At 74.9% G+C, this 18,401-nt stretch carries 16 protein-coding genes and 1 pseudogene; 7 read left to right on the top strand and 10 right to left on the bottom strand.

Annotated features, from left to right (window positions below; all coding sequences use genetic code 11):
* Window positions 1-81 precede the first annotated feature (81 nt).
* A complete protein-coding gene (locus ACIQ9G_RS21750) occupies window positions 82-732 on the top strand; it encodes an alpha-ketoglutarate-dependent dioxygenase AlkB family protein (protein WP_403611953.1) in 651 nt (216 codons plus the stop codon).
* Window positions 733-780: 48 nt separating this feature from the next.
* Complete coding sequence (locus tag ACIQ9G_RS21745; RefSeq protein ID WP_403611951.1) at window positions 781-2,019, top strand: ROK family protein; 1,239 nt, start codon at window positions 781-783, stop codon at window positions 2,017-2,019.
* Window positions 2,020-2,134: 115 nt separating this feature from the next.
* On the opposite strand, the gene ACIQ9G_RS21740 is transcribed toward ACIQ9G_RS21745, so the two are convergent.
* Both ACIQ9G_RS21740 and ACIQ9G_RS21735 read right to left on the bottom strand, forming a co-directional pair.
* Window positions 2,135-2,731 (bottom strand): DUF4865 family protein, encoded by a 597-nt coding sequence (locus ACIQ9G_RS21740; protein WP_403611949.1) that lies wholly within the window; start codon window positions 2,729-2,731, stop codon window positions 2,135-2,137.
* Between the two features lie 64 nt (window positions 2,732-2,795).
* Entirely contained in the window at window positions 2,796-3,374 is a 579-nt protein-coding gene (locus ACIQ9G_RS21735; protein ID WP_403611947.1) for a TetR/AcrR family transcriptional regulator, read from the bottom strand.
* A 160-nt stretch (window positions 3,375-3,534) separates the two neighbouring features.
* Here ACIQ9G_RS21735 and ACIQ9G_RS21730 point away from each other — a divergent pair, with 160 nt between their 5' ends.
* Genes ACIQ9G_RS21730 through ACIQ9G_RS21720 form a run of 3 tightly spaced genes read left to right on the top strand, consistent with a single transcriptional unit; the run spans window position 3,535 to window position 7,153 of the window.
* Window positions 3,535-3,849, top strand: coding sequence for an SHOCT domain-containing protein (locus ACIQ9G_RS21730; protein WP_403611945.1), 315 nt, complete (start codon window positions 3,535-3,537; stop codon window positions 3,847-3,849).
* On the top strand, window positions 3,846-4,595 hold the full coding sequence (locus tag ACIQ9G_RS21725; protein WP_403611942.1) for an ABC transporter ATP-binding protein: 750 nt from the start codon (window positions 3,846-3,848) through the stop codon (window positions 4,593-4,595). Before ACIQ9G_RS21730 ends, ACIQ9G_RS21725 begins: the two co-directional genes overlap by 4 nt.
* Complete coding sequence (locus ACIQ9G_RS21720) at window positions 4,592-7,153, top strand: ABC transporter permease (RefSeq protein WP_403611939.1); 2,562 nt, start codon at window positions 4,592-4,594, stop codon at window positions 7,151-7,153. Before ACIQ9G_RS21725 ends, ACIQ9G_RS21720 begins: the two co-directional genes overlap by 4 nt.
* Before the next feature lie 69 nt (window positions 7,154-7,222).
* Here the strand turns inward: ACIQ9G_RS21720 and ACIQ9G_RS21715 are convergent, their stop codons facing one another.
* Together ACIQ9G_RS21715 and ACIQ9G_RS21710 are read right to left on the bottom strand one after the other, a co-directional pair.
* Entirely contained in the window at window positions 7,223-7,759 is a 537-nt protein-coding gene (locus tag ACIQ9G_RS21715) for an ATP-binding protein (protein WP_403611936.1), read from the bottom strand.
* A gap of 183 nt (window positions 7,760-7,942) precedes the next feature.
* Entirely contained in the window at window positions 7,943-8,266 is a 324-nt protein-coding gene (locus ACIQ9G_RS21710; RefSeq protein WP_403611933.1) for a hypothetical protein, read from the bottom strand.
* A gap of 381 nt (window positions 8,267-8,647) precedes the next feature.
* Between ACIQ9G_RS21710 and ACIQ9G_RS21705 the strand changes: the two genes are divergently transcribed.
* Window positions 8,648-9,772 (top strand): PLP-dependent cysteine synthase family protein, encoded by a 1,125-nt coding sequence (locus ACIQ9G_RS21705; protein ID WP_403611930.1) that lies wholly within the window; start codon window positions 8,648-8,650, stop codon window positions 9,770-9,772.
* A 50-nt stretch (window positions 9,773-9,822) separates the two neighbouring features.
* Here the strand turns inward: ACIQ9G_RS21705 and ACIQ9G_RS21700 are convergent.
* A pseudogene (locus tag ACIQ9G_RS21700) lies at window positions 9,823-9,981 on the bottom strand (SRPBCC family protein); the annotation flags it as partial.
* A 16-nt stretch (window positions 9,982-9,997) separates the two neighbouring features.
* The gene (locus ACIQ9G_RS21695) at window positions 9,998-10,843 is read right to left on the bottom strand and encodes a DeoR/GlpR family DNA-binding transcription regulator (RefSeq protein WP_403611927.1); all 846 of its coding nucleotides are present in this window, start codon (window positions 10,841-10,843) and stop codon (window positions 9,998-10,000) included.
* 299 nt (window positions 10,844-11,142) lie between these two features.
* Here ACIQ9G_RS21695 and ACIQ9G_RS21690 point away from each other — a divergent pair, with 299 nt between their 5' ends.
* Window positions 11,143-13,722, top strand: coding sequence for a hypothetical protein (locus ACIQ9G_RS21690; protein ID WP_403611924.1), 2,580 nt, complete (start codon window positions 11,143-11,145; stop codon window positions 13,720-13,722).
* Here the strand turns inward: ACIQ9G_RS21690 and ACIQ9G_RS21685 are convergent.
* The 4 genes from ACIQ9G_RS21685 to ACIQ9G_RS21670 form a co-directional block, all read right to left on the bottom strand.
* Entirely contained in the window at window positions 13,692-16,130 is a 2,439-nt protein-coding gene (locus ACIQ9G_RS21685; RefSeq protein ID WP_403611921.1) for a right-handed parallel beta-helix repeat-containing protein, read from the bottom strand. The genes ACIQ9G_RS21690 and ACIQ9G_RS21685 overlap by 31 nt on opposite strands.
* A gap of 107 nt (window positions 16,131-16,237) precedes the next feature.
* A complete protein-coding gene (locus tag ACIQ9G_RS21680; RefSeq protein WP_403611918.1) occupies window positions 16,238-16,843 on the bottom strand; it encodes a hypothetical protein in 606 nt (201 codons plus the stop codon).
* A 166-nt stretch (window positions 16,844-17,009) separates the two neighbouring features.
* Window positions 17,010-17,834 carry an MOSC domain-containing protein gene (locus ACIQ9G_RS21675; RefSeq protein ID WP_403611915.1) on the bottom strand — a complete coding sequence of 275 codons (825 nt, stop codon included), beginning with the start codon at window positions 17,832-17,834 and terminating at the stop codon, window positions 17,010-17,012.
* Window positions 17,835-17,873: 39 nt separating this feature from the next.
* Entirely contained in the window at window positions 17,874-18,305 is a 432-nt protein-coding gene (locus tag ACIQ9G_RS21670; RefSeq protein ID WP_403611912.1) for a DUF6643 family protein, read from the bottom strand.
* Window positions 18,306-18,401: the final 96 nt, after the last annotated feature.

Genomic DNA, 18,401 nt, shown 5'->3' with positions numbered 1-18,401 from the left:
GCCGCAGCTCAGGCCCGGTCGGCCGGGGCGGGCGCCGCGCTCCTCGGGACCGTCGCGGGCCGATGCGCGAGGATGGACGGCATGGACGCCGAGCTGTTCCCCCGGGCGCGTACGGAGATCGTGCCCGGTGCCGTGCACGTGCCCGACTGGCTGGACGGCGGGCGGCAGCGCGAGCTGCTCACGGCCTGCCGGGAGTGGGCCCGCCCGCCGGCCGGCCTGCGCACGGTGCGCACCCCCGGCGGCGGCACGATGACCGCGCGGCAGGTCTGCCTGGGCCGGCACTGGTACCCCTACGCCTACGCCCGCACCGTCGTCGACGGCGACGGGGCGCCGGTGAAGCCGTTCCCGGCCTGGCTGGGCGAGCTGGGCCGGCGCGCGGTGGCCGACGCGCTGGGCCCGGAGGCGGTGCCGGCGGCCGCATACGACATCGCGCTGATCAACTTCTACGACGCCGGCGCCCGGATGGGCATGCACCGCGACGGCGACGAGAAGTCGACCGCGCCGGTGGTCTCCCTCAGCCTCGGCGACACCTGCGTGTTCCGCTTCGGCAACACCGAGACCCGGGCCCGGCCGTGGACCGACGTCGAACTGCGCAGCGGCGACCTGTTCGTGTTCGGCGGCCCCGCCCGGCTCGCCCACCACGGCGTGCCCCGCGTCCACCCGGGCACCGCGCCGCCCGAGTTGGCGCTGACCGGAAGGCTGAACATCACCCTCCGGGTGAGCGGCTTCTGACTCACGGCGCCGGTCACAGCACCGGAGGATCATGGGAGACTCGCCCTCATGAGCGGCAAGGCGGACCCCCGGACGTCGGGGGAAGGGACCACCTCGAGGACGCGGCTGGACCGAGGGCGCGGTGCGCTCGGCCCCGCGCTGGAGCTCGTGCACACCGGACGCGCCCCGACCCGGGCCGTGCTCACCGCCGAGCTCGGGGTGACCCGGGCGACGGCGGGCGCGGTGGCGGCGGAGCTGGAGGCGCTGGGCCTGATCCGGGTGGACGCCCGCCCGGGCGCGGCGGCCGGGTCGCAGGGGCGCCCCTCGCACCGGCTCGCGGTCGCCGAGAACGGCCCGGTCGCGCTGGCCGCGCAGGTGCACGCCGACGGGTTCCGCGCGGCCCTGGTGGGCCTGGGCGGCCGGATCGTGGCGACCGCGCCCGGCTGCGAGACCGTCGACGCCGACCCGGCCAAGGTGCTCGGCTCCGTCGTGGAGGCCGGTGCCGAACTGCTGCGCGCGACCGGGCGGCGCTGCGTCGGCGCCGGGCTCGCCGTGCCGTCGGCGGTCGCCGAGCCGGAGGGGCTCGCGCTGAACCCGCTGCACCTTGCGTGGCCCGCGGGCGCACCCGTGCGCCGGATCTTCGCCGAGTGCGTGCGCGCCGCCGGGATCACCGGGCCGGCGTTCGCCGCCAACGACGTCAACCTCGCGGCGCTGGCCGAGCACCGGCACGGCGCGGGCCGGGGTGCCCGCGACCTGCTGTGCGTGGCCACCGGCCACCGGGGCGTGGGCGGCGCGCTGGTGCTGGACGGGCGGCTGCACACGGGCAGTTCCGGTCTGGCCCTGGAGGTAGGCCACCTCACCGTCAACCCCGAGGGCCGCCCCTGCCACTGCGGCAGCCGCGGCTGCCTCGACGTCGAGGCCGACCCGCTGGCCTTCCTCACCGCCGCGGGCCGCGAGGTGGGCCCCGAGGTGTCGCTGCTGAAGCAGGCGCACGACCTGATCCGCGACCACTACGACGCCCCCGCCGTCCGCGCGGCCGCCGAGGCCCTCATCGACCGCCTGGGCCTCGGTCTCGTCGGCCTGGTGAACATCCTCAACCCGGACCGGATCATCCTCGGCGGCCTGCACCGCACCCTGCTCGACGCCGACCCGGACCGGCTGCGCGCCGTCGTCGCCGACCGGAGCCTGTGGGGCCAGAGCGGCGGCGTCCCGATCCTCCCCTGCACCCTCGACCACAACAGCCTGGTGGGCGCCGCCGAACTGGCCTGGCAGCCGGTCCTCGACGACCCCCTGGGCGCCCTGACATGACCCCCGCCCCGCCACCACCGTGACCCCCGCCCCGCCACCCACCGACCCCGGCACCACCACCTCCGGCGTCCGGCTCCGGTGAGGGGCCCGCCTTCGGCTGCCGGGCGGACCGTGTTCACCAATGGCGGCCGGGCCGCAGGGTCTTCCGTCCGGGGGCGGACAGGTGGAGGACCTGGAAGATGTCGCCGTCGGGCCGTGGGGCGCCGGCCGCGGCGGGGTGCCGGGTCCAGAGGGAGAGGTGCACCAGCTCCCAGCGGTGGGTGTCCAGGGCGGCCGCCGCAAGGACCGCTCCGTCCAGACCGGCCAGCCGCGCCGTCTTTCGGGCCGCGTCGTCCATGAACGCGGCCAACTCCACGCCGTCCGGGACGGGTTGCCGGTGCCGTACGGCCAGGGCGGCGGGGGAGCCGGTGGCGGTGCCCTCCTCGAACGCCACCCCGGTCCACTGCCGCACGGCGGGCCGCCCGAAGTCGTCGACGAGTCCCTGCAAGCCGCCGGCGAGGAAGGAGTTCATGCCCTCGACTGTGTTCCACAGGTAGAACGGCGCGTACTGGTTGACCGGCGAGCCGTGCACTCCCCGTGCGCGCACCAGGTACGCCTTGAGGCCGAGGCCCTCCCAGTCGTCCAGCAGATGCCCGAGGCGTGCCACACGGCCACGCACGACGTCCATGTCGTAGTCGGCGGGGAGCGTCAGCTCGTACTGCATGGCGTGCATGGAGCGGGTCCTTTCGGCTGGGTCGGGTCCAGTGCGGCCCGGCGGCCGCCGGGCCCCCGAGGTCTCATGGGTTCCGCGGCGCGAGCAGTGAGAGCAGGCCCCGGACAGCGGCGTCGAAGGCGGCGGGGGAGCCGGAGGCGCGCGCGAGTACGTAGCCGCCCTGGACGGTGGCGAGGATCGCCGCCGCGATCTCCTCGCCGTCCAGCGAGGGCGCGAACCGGCCCTGCTCCTGGCCCTCTTCGACGAGCCCGGCCAGCCGCTCACGGATCCGGTCGAGCGCCTCGTCGACCGGCGCGCGCAGCTCGTCGTCGGCGACGACGTCGGGGTCCATCGTCAGACGTCCCACCGGGCAGCCGCGCAGCACGTCGCGTTGGCGCCGCAGATACGCCTCGATGCGGTCGTACGGCGTGCCCGGGCCGCCGAGTACTTCCTCCGCGGTGGCCAGCAGCTCCTCGGCCGTCCGGCGGATCGCCGCCAGCGCGAGGTCGGGCTTGCCCTTGAAGTGGTGGTACATGCTGCCCTGCCCGGCGCCCGCCCGCTCCAGGATCGCCTTGGGGCTGGTGCCCACGTACCCGCGCTCCCACAGCAGCTCGCGGGTGGACTCGATCAGCCGTTCCGCAGTGCTCATGGCAGCACTGTACATACTGGTAGGTACAGAAGTCGAGGCCCGGAGGAGCAGGCGCGGGCGCGCTCCGTACTTCCCGGGAGGTACGCGCACTGCCGCCGGCCGTACGACGACCCGGACCCCGTCCCGGAGCCACTCTCGGAACATCACCGCAGAACCTCCGAGGAGATGAGCCGAGATGCAGACCCTGGCGAACTGGGACGGCGGCCCCGGGCCGTGGATCCTCTTCTTCCCGCTGATGTGGGCGGCCGTGATCGTCGGCGCCGTCACCGTCCTGCGCCGCGCCGTCTGGAGCGGTGGCCGGGGCGGGACCTGGCGCGGCACGGACCGCGGACCGTGGCGGGGCCCGGACGGCCGCCCCGCCCCCGACTCGCCCCTCGCCCTCCTCGGCCGCCGCTTCGCCTCCGGCGAGATCGACGAGGACGAGTACTGGCGCCGGCTGTCGGTGCTGGAGGAGCAGTTCGGCCGCGCGGGCAAGGGCGGTGCCGTATGAGCACCGTGACCGAGACCCGGACGGCCGCGCGGGTCGTCGACGCCGTGAAGGTGTACGGCGCCGGCGACACCGCCGTGCGGGCCCTGGACGGCGTGAGCGTCGACTTCCCGGCCGGGCGCTTCACCGCGATCATGGGCCCCTCCGGCTCCGGCAAGTCCACCCTGATGCACTGCGCGGCGGGACTCGACACGCTCACCTCCGGCACCGCCCACATCGGCGGCACCGAGCTGAGCGGCCTCGACGACCGCCGGCTGACCCTGCTGCGCCGCGACCGGGTCGGCTTCGTCTTCCAGGCGTTCAACCTCGTGCCGACGCTGACCGTCGCGGAGAACATCACACTGCCGCTGGACCTCGCGGGCCGCGGCGGGGACGAGGAGTGGATCGACGCGCTCGTCGACGTCGTCGGCCTGCGCGACCGGCTGCACCACCGGCCCGCCCAGCTCTCCGGCGGACAGCAGCAACGCGTCGCCGTGGCACGGGCGTTCGCCGGCCGGCCGGACGTCGTCTTCGCCGACGAGCCGACCGGAAACCTCGACTCCCGCTCCGGCGCGGAGGTGCTCGGCCTGCTCGGCCGCGCCGTGCGCCACATGGACCGCACGGTGGTGATGGTCACCCACGACCCGGTCGCCGCCGCCCACGCCGACGAGGTCCTCTTCCTCGCCGACGGGCACCTGGTCGACCGTATGGAGTCCCCGACCGCCGACTCGGTCCTGGACCGTATGAAGGCCTTCGAGGTGAGGTCGTGAACGCCACGGTCCGCCTCAGCCTGTCCTCCCTGCGCGCCCACCGGCGGCGCTTCGCCGGCACCTTCCTCGCCGTGTTCCTCGGTGTCGCCTTCCTGACCGGCACCCTGGTCATGGGCGACACGCTGCGCGCGAGCTTCGACTCGATGTTCGGCACGGCGGCCCGGGGCACGGACGCCGTCGTCCGGGGCGCCGACGTCATCACCACACCCGGCGAGAGCCGGGGCGTGCGCCGGCCCGTCGACACTTCCCTGCTCACGGCCGTGGCACGGGTCCCCGGCGTCGCGGCCTCCGCCCCCGAGATCCAGGGCGCGGGGCAACTCGTCGGCAGGAAGGGCACGGCCGTCGGCGGTCAGGGACCACCCACCCTGGCCGGCAACTGGATCACCGACCCGGAGCTCAACCCGTACCGGCTCGCCGAGGGCCGCGCGCCCGCGAAGTCCGGCGAGGTCGTCGTCAACCGCGGTGCCGCGCGCAAGGGGGGCCTGCGGATCGGCGACACGACGACCCTGCGCACGCCCGACCCGGTCAGGGTGACGATCGTGGGCCTCGCGACGTTCGGCGGCGAGGACGGCATGGCCCAGGTGACGTTCACCGGCATGACCCGCGCCGACGCGGAGAAGTACCTGACCGCCCGGCCCGGCCAGGCGGCGAGCATCCTGGTGCGGGCCGAGCCGGGCGTCGGCCAGCGCGATCTGGTGCGCCGGCTGACGCCCGTCCTGCCCCGCGGCGTCGAGGCCATCACCGGACAGGAGTCGGCCCAGGAGAACACCGACATGATCTCCAGTCAGTTCCTGACCATGTTCACCACGTTCCTGCTGGTGTTCTCCGGAGTGGCGCTGCTGGTGGCCACGTTCTCCATCCACAACACCTTCGCGATCGTCGTGGCCCAGCGCACCCGGGAGAACGCCCTGCTGCGCGCCCTCGGGGCCGCCCGCCGCCAGGTGACCGCCGCCACCCTCGTCGAGGCGAGCGCGGTCGCGATCGCCGGCTCCGCCGCGGGACTGGCGGGCGGCATCGGGATCGCCGCGGGACTGCAGGCGCTGTTCCCGGCCATCGGGTTCCCCTTCCCCGAGGGCGGCCTCGTCGTCACGTCCCGGTCGATGCTGCCGCCGCTCGCGGTCGGCGTCGTCGTCTGCCTGGGCTCCGCGCTGCTGCCCGCCGTACGGGCCGGCCGGACCGCGCCCCTGGCGGCGCTGCGCGAGAGCGCCGTCGACTCCTCCGGGGCTTCCCGCAGCCGCGCGGCCGCCGGCACCGCCCTCGCGGTCACGTCCGTCGCGGTCACCCTGGCCGGCGTGCTGGTCTCCCGGTCGGTGTGGGCGGCCGGACTGGGCGCCGTACTGGCCCTGGCCGCCTTCGTGGTTCTCGGCCCGGTCGCCTCCACCGTCGTCGTACGGCTCCTCGGCGGCCCGCTCGACCGGCTGCGCGGCGTCACCGGCGCCCTCGCCCGGCGCAACGCGCTGCGCAGCCCGAAGCGCACCGCCGCGACCGCGGGCGCGCTGATGATCGGGGTCGCCGTCGTGTCGCTCTTCACGGTCTTCGGAGCCTCGCTCAAGGCCACCATGGACCAGACCGTGTCCCGCTCCTTCGCGGGCGACCTCGCGGTGAGCACCCCGTCCTTCGGCGCGGGCGGCAGCGGACTGAGCCCCGGGCTCGCCGCCGCCGTGCGGCGACTGCCCGAGGTGGACACCGCCGTCGGGCTCGGCCGGGGCGTGGCGGAGGTCGACGGCAGGGGGCGATCCCTGACCGTCACCGACCCTGACGCCCTCGCCCGCACCTTCGACCTCGGCCGGGTGCGGGGCAGCCTCCGCGCCCTCGGCACCGACGGGATCGCCGTCAGCCGGAAGGAGGCCGACGCACGCGGCCTCACCACCGGCGACCGGGCGAGGCTGACCTTCACCGACGGCAGGACCGGGATGTTCACCGTCCGCGCGGTCTACGGGCAGTCCGAACTCGCCGGCGACTACGTCGTCACCCGCGCCGCCTGGGCCCCGCACCGCACCCAGGACGCCGACACCCTGGTCGCCGTCTCCCTCAAGGACGGGGTGGGCGCCGACGCGGGCAGGAAGGCGGTCCAGCGGGTGGCCGCCCGGTACGGCAACCCGCAGGTGCAGACCCGCGCCGAGTACGCGCAGTCCTCGGCCGGCGGCATCGACATGATGCTCACGCTCGTCTACGCCCTGCTCGCCCTGGCGGTCCTCATCGCGCTGCTCGGCATCGCCAACACGCTGACCCTGGCGATCCACGAACGCACCCGCGAACTGGGGCTGCTGCGCGCGGTCGGCCAGACCCGCGCCCAGCTGCGCGCCATGGTCCGCTGGGAGTCGGTCCTGATCGCCGCCTTCGGCACGGCCGGGGGGCTCACCCTCGGCACCTGCCTCGGCTGGGTGCTGGTGAAGGCCTCCGAGGGCGCGAGCGGCACCTCGTTCGCGTTCGCCGTCCCGCCGGTGCGCCTAGTGGCGGTGGCGCTGGTGGGCGTCACGGCCGGAGTCCTCGCCGCGCTGCGCCCGGCCCGGCGCGCGGCCCGCCTGGACGTGCTGCGGGCCGTCGCCGCGCCGTGACGCCGCGGACAGCCGGGACGGGCCCGCGGGATGTCCCGCGGGCCCGTTCACCATTCGGTCACCGCCCGGTCAGCCGGGAACGGCCGACCGGGCGGGAGCGTGCGCCGGCCGGGCGGCGCCGTCGAGCGCGGGTTCGACCTGGGTGAACCGGCGCACGGACGTCTCCCCGGCGGTCAGGCGCGGCACCAGGGCCGGCACCGACACCGCGGACACGGCGGTGGGCAGGGTGAACCAGACGACCTTGCCCCGCTCCCCGTCCGGGCGCGCGCCCCAGCTCTCGCTCATCGCCGCCACCATCGCCAGACCACGGCCCCCGGTGGCGAGCGGCTCCACGTCCTCCACCACGGGAAGGCGCGGGTCGTGGTCGCGCACCGAGACCGTCAGCCGGTCGAGCAGCACCTCGAGCTCCACGGTGCACAACTTGTCGGGCCGGGCGTGCTGGTGGACGTTGGTCAACAGCTCCGTCACACCGAGCGCGGCCCGATCTATCAGAGGGTTGAGCTGCCAGTAGCGCAAGTGCGCCGATACGATTCTGCGGACCTGGCCGATCCGCGACGGCAGGGCTTGGAGCTCCACCGTGCAGTGCCTGCTTGGGTGACTGATCACGGCTGCGACTCCCCGACGTAGAGGTCCGGAAGAACACGACGTTTCGAATGCAGCAGGACGCCTGCGTGACATTGCCGCCTGCTGTCGTGGCCGGCGGGCTGGTTCGCAGCGTTATCGCCGGTAAACCCAGAGTGACGTGTGACCAGCGTGACGCAAGGGGCCGAGTCCTGCAACTCGCGTCTCCTAGCGGTCGTGTCGCGCCGCCCGGCGGACGGCCTCGATGAACCGGCGCGCGGCGGGCGGCCCGGTCTCGCCCGGAGCGAGGTCGTGGTCACCGAGGGTCAGCAGGTAGCGCTTGCCGTTCAGGTCGGCGAGTGCCCGGTCGTCCGGGGCGAACCAGGGCTTCGACGCCCGCACCGCCCGCACCGGCGCGCTGTCGATCTCGCTGCCGTAACTGGTGAGCAACTCCAGCCTGCCGCCGCTGATCCGGATCTGCCCGGCCCGGGTGAGCGAACGCAGCCGCTGCTCGATCCGCACGCCCCTGGCCGTGAATTCCGGTTCCGCCATCCCTTCCCGCCCCCTTGCGCATCGCTCGTCGTGGGCTTCGTCCCGCGTGCCGACGGGTCGAGGAGCCGGTCCGTCCGCCGGGCTCCGCATGTCCCGCGGGGGCCCAGGCCTCCTCCTGCCGGTGCAGTCTGCCCCCCTTCGCCGGACAGCACCAGTGCGCGCGCCCCGGCCGCCGCCGGTGCCCGGAGCACTCGCGCGAAGTGCGCCCCCACCCGGGAGCGCGTGGCGTCCGGGAGTGAGTGCGCTACGGCCGCCCCAGGGGCGGCTTTGAGCCGCTCAAAGGCGCGTTTATGCAGGTGGGAAGCGTGCCGGAAGGTGTCTATCATCGGGGGCGTCCGGCCGCGCTCCACGCCGTCGGCGCTCAGCGTAAGGAGTCCCGCCGTGAGCACCACCCCACAGACCCGGACCGGCGAAACCCTCGACGCCGACCGGACCGACAGCGGCTACCGCGCCTGGCTGAAAGAGGCCGTCCGCAAGGTCCAGGCCGACGCCAACCGCTCGGCCGACACCCACCTCCTGCGCTTCCCGCTGCCCGAGGAGTGGGGTATCGACCTGTACCTGAAGGACGAGTCGACCCACCCGACCGGCAGCCTCAAGCACCGGCTGGCACGGTCGCTGTTCCTCTACGGCCTGTGCAACGGATGGATCCGGCCGGGACGCCCGGTGATCGAGGCCTCCAGTGGCTCGACCGCCGTCTCCGAGGCGTACTTCGCGAAGCTGATCGGCGTGCCCTTCATCGCGGTCATGCCGCGCACGACGAGCGCCGAGAAGTGCCGCCTGATCGAGTTCCACGGCGGCCGGTGCCACTTCGTGGACGACCCCCGCACGATGTACGAGGAGTCCGCCCGCCTCGCGGGAGAGACCGGCGGCCACTACATGGACCAGTTCACCTACGCGGAACGGGCCACGGACTGGCGCGGCAACAACAACATCGCCGAATCCGTCTTCCGCCAGCTGGAGTTGGAGAGGTTCCCGGAGCCGGCGTGGATCGTCGCCACCGCGGGCACCGGCGGCACCTCCGCGACCATCGCGCGCTACGTCCACTACATGCAGTACGACACCCGCATCTGTGTCGCCGATCCGGACAACTCCTGTTTCTTCGAGGGCTGGACCACCGGCGATCCGGACGTCACGTGCGACTGCGGCTCACGCATCGAGGGCATCGGCCGGCCGCGCATGGAGCCGAGCTTCGTGCCCGGCGCCATCGACCGGATGATGAAGGTGCCGGACGCGGCCAGCGTCGCCGCCGTCCGCGCACTGGAGCAGGCCATCGGCCGCAAGGCGGGCGGCTCCACCGGCACCGGTCTGTGGAGCGCCCTGAAGATCATCGCCGAGATGGTGGCGCAGGGGCGGCAGGGCAGCGTGGTGACACTGCTGTGCGACCCCGGGGACCGGTATCTGGACAAGTACTACTCGGACGACTGGCTCACCGCCCAGGGCCTGGACATCGCGCCGTACACGGCGGCGATCGAGTCGTTCCTGGCGACCGGGGTGTGGCCGGACTGAGCCGGGGGTGGTGTGCCCCGTCCAGTGCGTGGGGCAGCACCCGCGGCGGGTCAGGAGGCCGTCAGCCGCCGGTCGAGGGACCGCACGGCGTCCCGGAGGGCGCGCCCCAGTCCCGCCCGGGCCAGGGTGAGGACGAGTCGGAGGGCCGCCGGTCCGTCGGCGGCGAAGGCCCACCGCACCCGTGTGCCGGTGCCGGCGGGAGCGCGCCGGATGGCCGACGGGACGTCAGATGTCCGCACCGTCCGCCGCGGTGGTCCGGTCGGCCCGTTCGCCCGCCACCACCAGGCGCAGCTTCTCGGCGACCTCGGCGCGCGCGTCGGCCGGCAGCCCTGCGTCCGTCACCAGGGTGTCGACCTGCTCCAGCCCGGCGAAGGAACTCAGGCCCACCACACCCCACTTGGTGTGGTCGGCGACCACCACGACCCGCCGCGCGGACTGCACCAGACGCCGGTTGGTCTCGGCCTCCGCGAGGTTCGGCGTCGACAGGCCCGCTTCCAGCGATATCCCGTGCACACCGAGGAACAGCACGTCGAAGTGGAGCGCCGCGATCGCCTGGTCGGCCACCGGACCGACCAGCGAGTCGGACGGGGTGCGCACCCCGCCGGTCAGTACGACGGTCGCCGCGCCCGGCCGCCGGCCCGAGGTGCGCTGCGCCGCGTGAAAGACGTCCGCCACCCGCACCGAGTTGGTGACCACCGTCAGATCCGGCACGTCCAGCAGGTGCTGGGCCAGCGCGTACGTCGTCGTCCCGCCCGAGAGTGCGATCGCCGTGCCCGGCGCCACCAGCTCGGCCGCCGTTCGGGCGATGTCCTCCTTGGCGCTCAGCTCCAGCCCCGACTTCGCCTCGAAGCCGGGCTCGTGCGTGCTCGCCTCCACCAACGGCACCGCCCCGCCGTGCACCTTCTCCAGCACGCCCTGGCGGGCCAGCGCGTCCAGATCGCGGCGGACCGTCATGTCCGACACGCCGAGCTTCCGGGTCAGCTCGTTGACCCGGACACCGCCGCGGCGCCGGACCTCGTCGAGGATCAGGGCGCGCCGCTGCTCCGCGAGGAGGTTCTGATTCTCACTCACGTGTGCTCCGGTTCCTTTCGCCTCAAGCCGTCCGACCCGCCCGGCGCACCCGCCGCCGGCGAGGAGGTCCGTCGCGTCCCCGGTGCGCGGGCGTCCCATCCTTTCACGGCTCGCCGCCCGTCGCGCCATCGCCCGTCCCGGCGGGCGCATGTCACAGGCGTCCCGCCGGGGCCCGGCCGTCACCCGGATCGGGGAGATTCCGTGACGCCGGATGCGCCCGCTGCCGGGGGCGGACATCCTGGTGGCCGCACGGACACAGGCCGACGGCGCGTCACGGGGGAGTGCGAACGGTGGAACCAGTGGAACGTGCACAGCGGGGTGCCGCTCCGGGCGGGGCGGCCGGCCCCGCCCGGCGGCCCGAGCCGGCCGGCGCCGCCCTGGAACTCCTGGTCCACGGGGTCGGCGGCACCACACCCGACCGCATGCTGGACGACCCGCGCACGGTGCGGGTCACCGGCGACGACACGGCGGCCGTCTTCCGGCGCGCCGCCGACGTCGACGCCGAGACCCGGCCCGCCGAGCACCGCGGCGGACCGGTGCCCGAGGCGTACGTGTGGTGCAACCTCACCTCCGGCAACGGCACCCGGGCCCTGTGGCTGTTGCTGCTGCCGTTCATGGTGGTCAACCTCGCGCACTGGATGCGCCCCGCGGGCCCCGACCGCACCCGGGCGGTGCGCCTGTACGGACTGCTCGTACGGCTGGCGGGCCTGACCCTCACGGTGCTCCTCGTCGCCGCCGCCTGCGAGGTCGCCCTCGACCTCGCGGCCTGGCAGTGCGCGGGCACCCGCGCGTGCGCCGCCCGGCACTCCTGGCTGGGCTTCCTGTCCCCGGCCGACGGCGGCTGGTGGAGCGCACCGGGCCGCCGGCTGGCCCTCGCCGCCCTGGTGCCCACCGCGCTCACCGCACTGCTGTGGTACCTGTCCCACCGCACCTGGAGCGCCTACGAGTCCCAGCAGCCGATGTTCCACCGGCCGGAGCCGGCGCACGACCCCGTCCGTAACCCCGCGAGCGGGCACGGCGCCGGCCCCGCGTCCCGGGGCCGGCCGGCGCACTTACCGGAAGCCGGGGCGGTCGAGGAGGCCGATCCGGACTCCCCGGGTGCGCGGGGCACCGGCGGTCCCCGGCCCGGCGGCCCCGAACCCACGGAGGACACCGAGGACACCGGCCGTACCTCCCTGGGCCGTCCCGGCTTCTGGTACGGGCGCCGGCTGGTCGCCCGGCTGCGCTCCGCCCACACCGCGGCCGGTCTGCTGACGGTCGCCGCCGCGGTCGCCGGCCCGGCGGCGCGCTTCGACCGCCGCCCCTCGGGCCCCGCGCTCCTGGAAGCCCTGGGCTGGCTCCTGCACGCCGGTCTCGTCGTCGTGGCGTGCCTCGCGGTGGCGGTGGTGTGCGGCAGGGGCCGCAGCGAGCACCGGCCGGACCGGGGGACCGACCATCCCCTCGTACGGCGGCTGCCGCTCGGCGCCCTGGTCCTGCTCCTGCTCGCCGCGGTCTACGCCGGGTGGTCGCGCCCCGGCTGGCAGGCGGCGGGACGGCTGCCCGGCGACGCCACCTTCGGCGGGATCGCGCTGGCGCAGGGGCTGCTGGTCCTCGCCCTCGGCGCCGTCGCACACATGCTGCACCGCACCCGCCCCGACCCCCGTGCCGCGCTGCGCGGCCTGGGCGGCCCCGCGGTCGCCACCCTGGCCTGCGCGCTCGGCGGCGTGATGTCCGGCGGGGTCGCGCAACGGGTGGCCGACTGGCTCGACGGAACCCACGCGTCCATCGACGGCCCTCCGGTCCTGCTCACCTGGCAGGCATCGGTGGTCCCGCCGGTGCTCGTGGCGCTGCTCGTGCTCTGCGGCCTGCTCGCCCTGCGCACCCGGCGGCTGGCCCGCGCCGAGCGCGCCGTGGTGGAGGGCGAACACGCGGGCGAGCCGGAGGACCCGGAGCGCACCCGCCGGATCGCGCGGACACGCGCGATGGCCACGCTCACCGACGCCGGACCCCTCCTCGTCGGCGTCACCTCCGCGGCCACCCTCCTGCTGGGCGCCGTGGCGCTGGTGGGAGCCCTGCGGACCGACCGGACCCCGGTACGGGCCGCCGAGCACGCGTACCCCGTCGTCCGGGGCGCGGCCGAGACCGCGCAGGCACTGGGCTCCTGGCTGATAGGGCTCGGCTTCCTGCTCTTCGTCACCTGGGGCCGGCGCGCCTACAAGGACGCCGCCGCCCGCCGCACCATCGGCATCCTCTGGGACGTCGGAACCTTCTGGCCGCGTGCCGCGCACCCCTTCGCCCCGCCGTGCTACGCCGAACGCGCGGTGCCCGACCTCACCTGGCGGATGGCGACCTGGACGCGCGCCACCGGCGGACGGCTGGTGCTGTCGGGGCACTCCCAGGGCAGCGTGCTGGCGGCCGCCGCGGCCTGGCAGCTCACCGGGCCGGTCCGGGCCCGGGTCGCGCTGCTGACATACGGCTCACCGCTCGAGCGCCTCTACGGCCGCTGGTTCCCGGCCCACTTCGGGGCCGCCGCCCTCAGCGCCCTGCACCACGACGTGGACTGCTGGCGCAACCTCTACCGGCGCACCGACCCCATCGGCGGCCCGGTCCGGCTGCCCGGCGACCGCGGGCCCGAGGTGGACCGCGCCCCGCTGAGGGACCCGCTCGCCTACGGCCGGACCACGCGGCATCCGCTGCCCGCGCCGATCCTGGGCCACTCCGACTACCAGGCGGACCCGGTGTTCGCGGAGGAACGCGCGCACCTGCTGGCCCGGCTGCGACCGGACCTGCCCGCACCCCGCCACCGGAGCGGGCATCCCGCCGACACCCTGGTGCCGGGGGACCCGCCCGCGGGCCCGGACGGCGAACCTCAGGACAGCTCGGGCAGGTCCTCCGGGTAGAGCAGCGTCAGATCGTCCGTGCTCGGGTCGTCGACCTGGGCGACCCGGCTCGCGTGCCGCTCCACCATCGCCTCGAAGGTCTGGCGGGCGGTGCGCCCGTTGCCGAACGCGGGGCCCTTGGGGATCTCCGTGAAGTACGTCCGCAGGGCCTCCGCCGTGCCCGGGGCCAGCCGGTACTCGTGCTCCTCGGCCTGCTGCTCCACGATGCGCAGCAGCTCCTCCGGGCCGTAGTCGCCGAAGGTGATGGTGCGCGAGAAGCGGGAGGCCACACCCGGGTTGACCGACAGGAAGCGCTCCATCTCGGCGGTGTAACCCGCGACGATCACCACCACCGCGTCCCGGTGGTCCTCCATCAGCTTCACCAGCGTGTCGATGGCCTCCTTGCCGAAGTCGCGCCCGGCGTCCTCCGGCGAGAGCGCGTAGGCCTCGTCGATGAACAGCACCCCGCCGCGCGCCCGCTCGAACGCCTCCTGGGTGCGGATCGCGGTGGAGCCGATGTGCTCGCCGACCAGGTCGACGCGGGACACCTCGACGAGATGGCCCTTCTCCAGCACGCCGAGGGAGGCGAGGATCTCGCCGTACAGCCGCGCGACCGTGGTCTTGCCGGTGCCGGGGGAGCCGGTGAAGACCAGATGGCGCTTGACGGAGGCCGCCTTCAGGCCCGCCTCCCGGCGGCGCCGGCCCACCTCGATCATGTCGGTGAGGGCGCGGACCTCCCGCTTGACGCTCTCCAGGCCCACCAGCGCGTCGAGTTCGCCGAGCACGTCCTTCGCGGTCCGGGCGGGCTCTGCGGGCGGCACGGCGGCGATCGGCGGCTCCGGCTCGGTGGTGCGCTGCCCGGGGATCGCGCCCAGCAGCCCCGTCGACGGGCTCACCGTCTGCGCGGCCGTCTCCCGCGCCACGGGCGGCCGCAGGCCCCCGCTCTCGTCGCTGGTGCAGTCCTCGACCACGGGACCCGCCCCGGCCGAGGCGTCCGGCCCGCCGTCCGCGAACTCGTACCCCCCGCGCGCGCACCGCTCCGTGCGGCACTTGCGCAGCGTCGTGCGGCAGCCGTCGATCACATGGAAGCCGTAGCCGCCGCTGCCGGTCACCCGGCAGCCGACGAAGCTGCCGCGGCCCCCGGCCGACACGTAGAAGCCGGCCTCGGCGGGGGAGGAGACGGTGCACCGCTCGATGGTCGGGTCGGCGCCCTTGGTGACGATCACGCCGGTCTGTGTGCCGTCCAGCGTGCAGTTGTTCAGCGTGCCGCCGCTGCCGTGGTCGCGGAACCACGCGCCCGTGCCCGCCTCCCTGATCCGGCAGTCGTCGAGCTGCGCGGTCGCGCCGTCGCTCACCGACACGGCCGTGTTGCGCACCTGGGACAGATCGCTGTCGACGACGTCCACGCGGGAGCCACGGTCCAGCACGAACAGCGCGTCCGGCACGTCGTGCACCCGGCAGGACTCCAGCACCGCGGTCGCACCGTCGCTGACCCATACGGCCGGGTAGTCGCCGGTGCTGTCGAAGATCTCGCACTGGTTGGCGTCCACTCGGGTGCCCGGGTCCCACACCGACAGGCCGTTGCGCCCGAACTGACGCACCGTCGTCCGCGTCAGCGTCAGCACGGAACGCGACCGCAGGTCCACCGCGTTCTCCGGGATGTCGTGGATGCGGCAGTCGGCGAGGGTCAGCACGGCGTCCGTGTCGAGGGTGACCCCGTCCGCGGTGGTGCGGTGCACATCGCAGTCGGTGAGGTGGGCCGTGGCCCGCCCGGTGACCTGCACACCGCTGCCCCGGACCTCGTAGACCTCGCAACCCACCGCCTCCAGGGCGGAGTTGTCGCCGGTCGCGGTGAGGCCCGCGCCCGAGGCGTGGTGCACCCGGCAGCGCTCCAGCCGGGGGTGGGCGCCGCCGCGCACCGCGACCCCCGACTGCCCGGCGGCCACCACCTCGCACTCCTCGAACACCCCGCCGCCGCCGTCGAGTACGGCGATGCCGATGCCCGCCGGGTTGTCGACGGTGCAGCGCCGCACGGTCGGCCTGGCGCCGCCGCGCACCTCGATGCCGGCCGCCGACCTGGTCACGACCCGCACGTCCCGCAGCTCTGGCGTGCCCTCCTCCACCAGCAGCGCCGGCGCGGCCGCGTCCTGCCCCTCCACGTGCAGGTCCTGGACCACGGCCGCGGCGCGCACGGTCAGCGGCACGCCGTCCACCGGCGCGATGCGCACCGAGCCGGGGGAGCCCTCGGGGCCGCGCAGGGTCACCGCCCGGTCCACGACGAGATTCTCGCGGTAGGTGCCCGGGGCGACGGTGAGGACGTCGCCGTCCGCCGCGGCCTCCAGGGCGGCGGCGAGCGATGCGTACTCACCTGTGCGGCGCCGCCACCGCGAGGTGCCGGTGTGCGTCACCTGGACCGTGCCCTGTGCCATGGTGTTGCTGTGCCCCCAGCTCGTGGTACGCGGGTTGATGCCGAGTGCGTCGGCCGGACCACCGTAGCGTGCGCGCGGGCGGTCGGTTGACCAGAGCCGGAAGGCCGTCAGCTGCCGGTGCCGGTGCGGCCCCAGTCGGGGCCCGCGCGGTCCCAGGCCTGGTCCCAACGTGCGTACCTCCGGCGGACCATGCGCCAGACGATCAGCCGGCGTATGCCCTCGACGGCGCCGGCGGTCAGCGCGGACGCGCCGAGTCCGGCCAGCACGGCGTGGGCCGCGGCCGTGGCGGAGTCCAGGGGCCGGGAGGTGATGCGGCCGCGCCGGTCCGTCCACAGCGGGAAGTGGTCGCCCGGACGGGGGTTCTTCAGGACGCAGGTGACCGCCGCGTGGTGCCGGGTGCCGTCCGGGGCCGTCCAGTCGGCGACCACGCGGCTGCGGACCTCCCGCCCCGAGGAGGTCTCCGGATCGGGCTCCACCGCTATGCGCTCGAGCCCTCGCACCACGGTGGCCGTCACCAGGTGCCGGTCCTGGCGCTGGTCCCGGACGGAGCGCTGCAGGGTGTCCTGGGCGAGGTCGCCGACGAGCGAGCCGACGACGGGGGCGGCGACCAGGACGAGCAGCAGCGCCACCAGCGCCACCCACGACTCGGCCAGATCTGTCCCGCGCCGCAGCGGGTTGTGCCGCCAGCGCCAGAGTCCGCTGATTGCCCGCACCGTCCCGCACCCCCTTCCCGCTCCGTGATAGCCCCCGCACGCGCCGTGCGCCTTTCGGACCCCGGAAGAGAGAGCGACGTCACCTCTTGCCCGGGTCCTTCGACGAAGGCCGCGTCATCCGTCCAACGGCCGGGCCCCGGCCGCGGGTTCCCCGGCCGCCCGGAGATCACCCGAGGATCGTGACCGGGTCGCCGAGCCGGATCGTGCCGGTGCGCTCGGGCACCAGGTTCTGGCCGAAGGCCAGGTCGCCGCCGACGCGGCGGTGGCGCGCGAGGGTGCGCAGCGGCTCCCTGCCGCGCTCGGCGGTGCGCTGGTCGGTCGTGGTCACCACGCAGCGGCCGCAGCGCTTGGTGACCCGGAAGGCGACCTCGCCGATCGCGATGCGGGACCAGCCGTCCTCGGCCCAGGCGGCGGTGCCCGCCACCACGACGTTCGGCCGGAAGCGGTTCATGGGCAGCGGGCCCTCGCCGGCGTGGTCGCCCCGCGCGATCAGCGAGTTGAGGGCGTCCAGGGACGCGACGGTGGTGAGCAGCAGCGGGAAGCCGTCGGCGAAGCTGACCGTCTCTCCCGGCAGGGCGTGCTCGGGCGCGACGGGCCGGCGTCGGGCGGGATCGTCCATGTGGACGAGACGGACGTCGGCGCCCAGGTAGCCGCTGCACCAGGCGTGCGCGGCGGCCGTGGCCGGGACGGCCTCCACCTTCTCGCCGAAGATGTCCACCGTCACCGTGACGCCCGGCTCCGGGACGGGCACGGTGACCGCCTCGCGCCCCGGTGCGGACAGCCGGAGGCCGCCGTCGGGCCGGAGCTCGGCGGCGGCCAGTGCGAGGCGTGGCTGCCCGCGTTGGGTGACGACCTTTCCCCCGTCGTCGATCACCACCCAGCGGCGGTCCCCGGCCAGTCCCCAGGGCTCCACGGCGCGGCTCCGGAGCGCCACGCCCCGGAACGCCTTGACCGGGTGGATGTGCAGTGAGTGCAGCTCCGCGTTCCCCATGACCTCATCCTGCCAGGTGGCAGGGACGGTCAGTGGGGATCAGTAGCCGCGGTACTGCTGGTTGCCGTAGGGGTCCTGGTACGGCGCGGCGGCGGGCCTGGGAGCCGCCGGACGCATCGCCTCGTAGCCGGTGTTGGTCGCCATCGGGCGCATCGGCTGGGGCTGCTGCGGGCCGGGGTATCCGCGCGGCGCGGTGGCCTGCTGCGGGATGTACGCCGCGGGCGCCTGCTGCAGCGGGGCGGGCTGCGGCATCTGCGGGTACCCGTAGGAGGGCTGGGACGGGCCGGCCGGGAGGGCGGGCAGCGACGACGGGAGCGCGGGAAGGTGACTTCCCGTGTCGTACTGCGCGGGGACCCGGATCGGGGCGATCTGCGGGGTGCCCCGCTCGGCCACGAGCGAGTCGTAGATCGGAGTGTCCGGGAAGGAGGCGGAGTAGTAGCCGCCGCCATAAGTGGAGCGGGGGGAGGTCATGGCACATAAGTTAAGCCCACGATGTGCTGGTTGGGGAGACCGATAAGAGGGTTGTTTTCCGTGTCGGCGGTGACGCGGGATCCCCAATGTGAGCGA

Source organism: Streptomyces sp. NPDC096152 (assembly GCF_044763235.1).
Classification (GTDB): Bacteria; Actinomycetota; Actinomycetes; order Streptomycetales; family Streptomycetaceae; genus Streptomyces.
The sequence above is the reverse complement of the archived record's forward strand: the minus strand, read 5'-3'. Positions and strand labels throughout refer to the sequence as shown.

Bases quoted from the DNA above. Each gene is read 5' to 3' on its own strand.
- ACIQ9G_RS21725 (WP_403611942.1), top strand. From the start codon at position 3,846: ATGAGCACCGTGACCGAGACCCGGACGGCCGCGCGGGTCGTCGACGCC.
- ACIQ9G_RS21710 (WP_403611933.1), bottom strand. From the start codon at position 8,266: ATGGCGGAACCGGAATTCACGGCCAGGGGCGTGCGGATCGAGCAGCGG.
- ACIQ9G_RS21740 (WP_403611949.1), bottom strand. From the start codon at position 2,731: ATGCACGCCATGCAGTACGAGCTGACGCTCCCCGCCGACTACGACATG.
- ACIQ9G_RS21735 (WP_403611947.1), bottom strand. From the start codon at position 3,374: ATGTACAGTGCTGCCATGAGCACTGCGGAACGGCTGATCGAGTCCACC.
- ACIQ9G_RS21745 (WP_403611951.1), top strand. From the start codon at position 781: ATGAGCGGCAAGGCGGACCCCCGGACGTCGGGGGAAGGGACCACCTCG.
- ACIQ9G_RS21730 (WP_403611945.1), top strand. From the start codon at position 3,535: ATGCAGACCCTGGCGAACTGGGACGGCGGCCCCGGGCCGTGGATCCTC.
- ACIQ9G_RS21685 (WP_403611921.1), bottom strand. From the start codon at position 16,130: ATGGCACAGGGCACGGTCCAGGTGACGCACACCGGCACCTCGCGGTGG.
- ACIQ9G_RS21670 (WP_403611912.1), bottom strand. From the start codon at position 18,305: ATGACCTCCCCCCGCTCCACTTATGGCGGCGGCTACTACTCCGCCTCC.
- ACIQ9G_RS21750 (WP_403611953.1), top strand. From the start codon at position 82: ATGGACGCCGAGCTGTTCCCCCGGGCGCGTACGGAGATCGTGCCCGGT.
- ACIQ9G_RS21675 (WP_403611915.1), bottom strand. From the start codon at position 17,834: ATGGGGAACGCGGAGCTGCACTCACTGCACATCCACCCGGTCAAGGCG.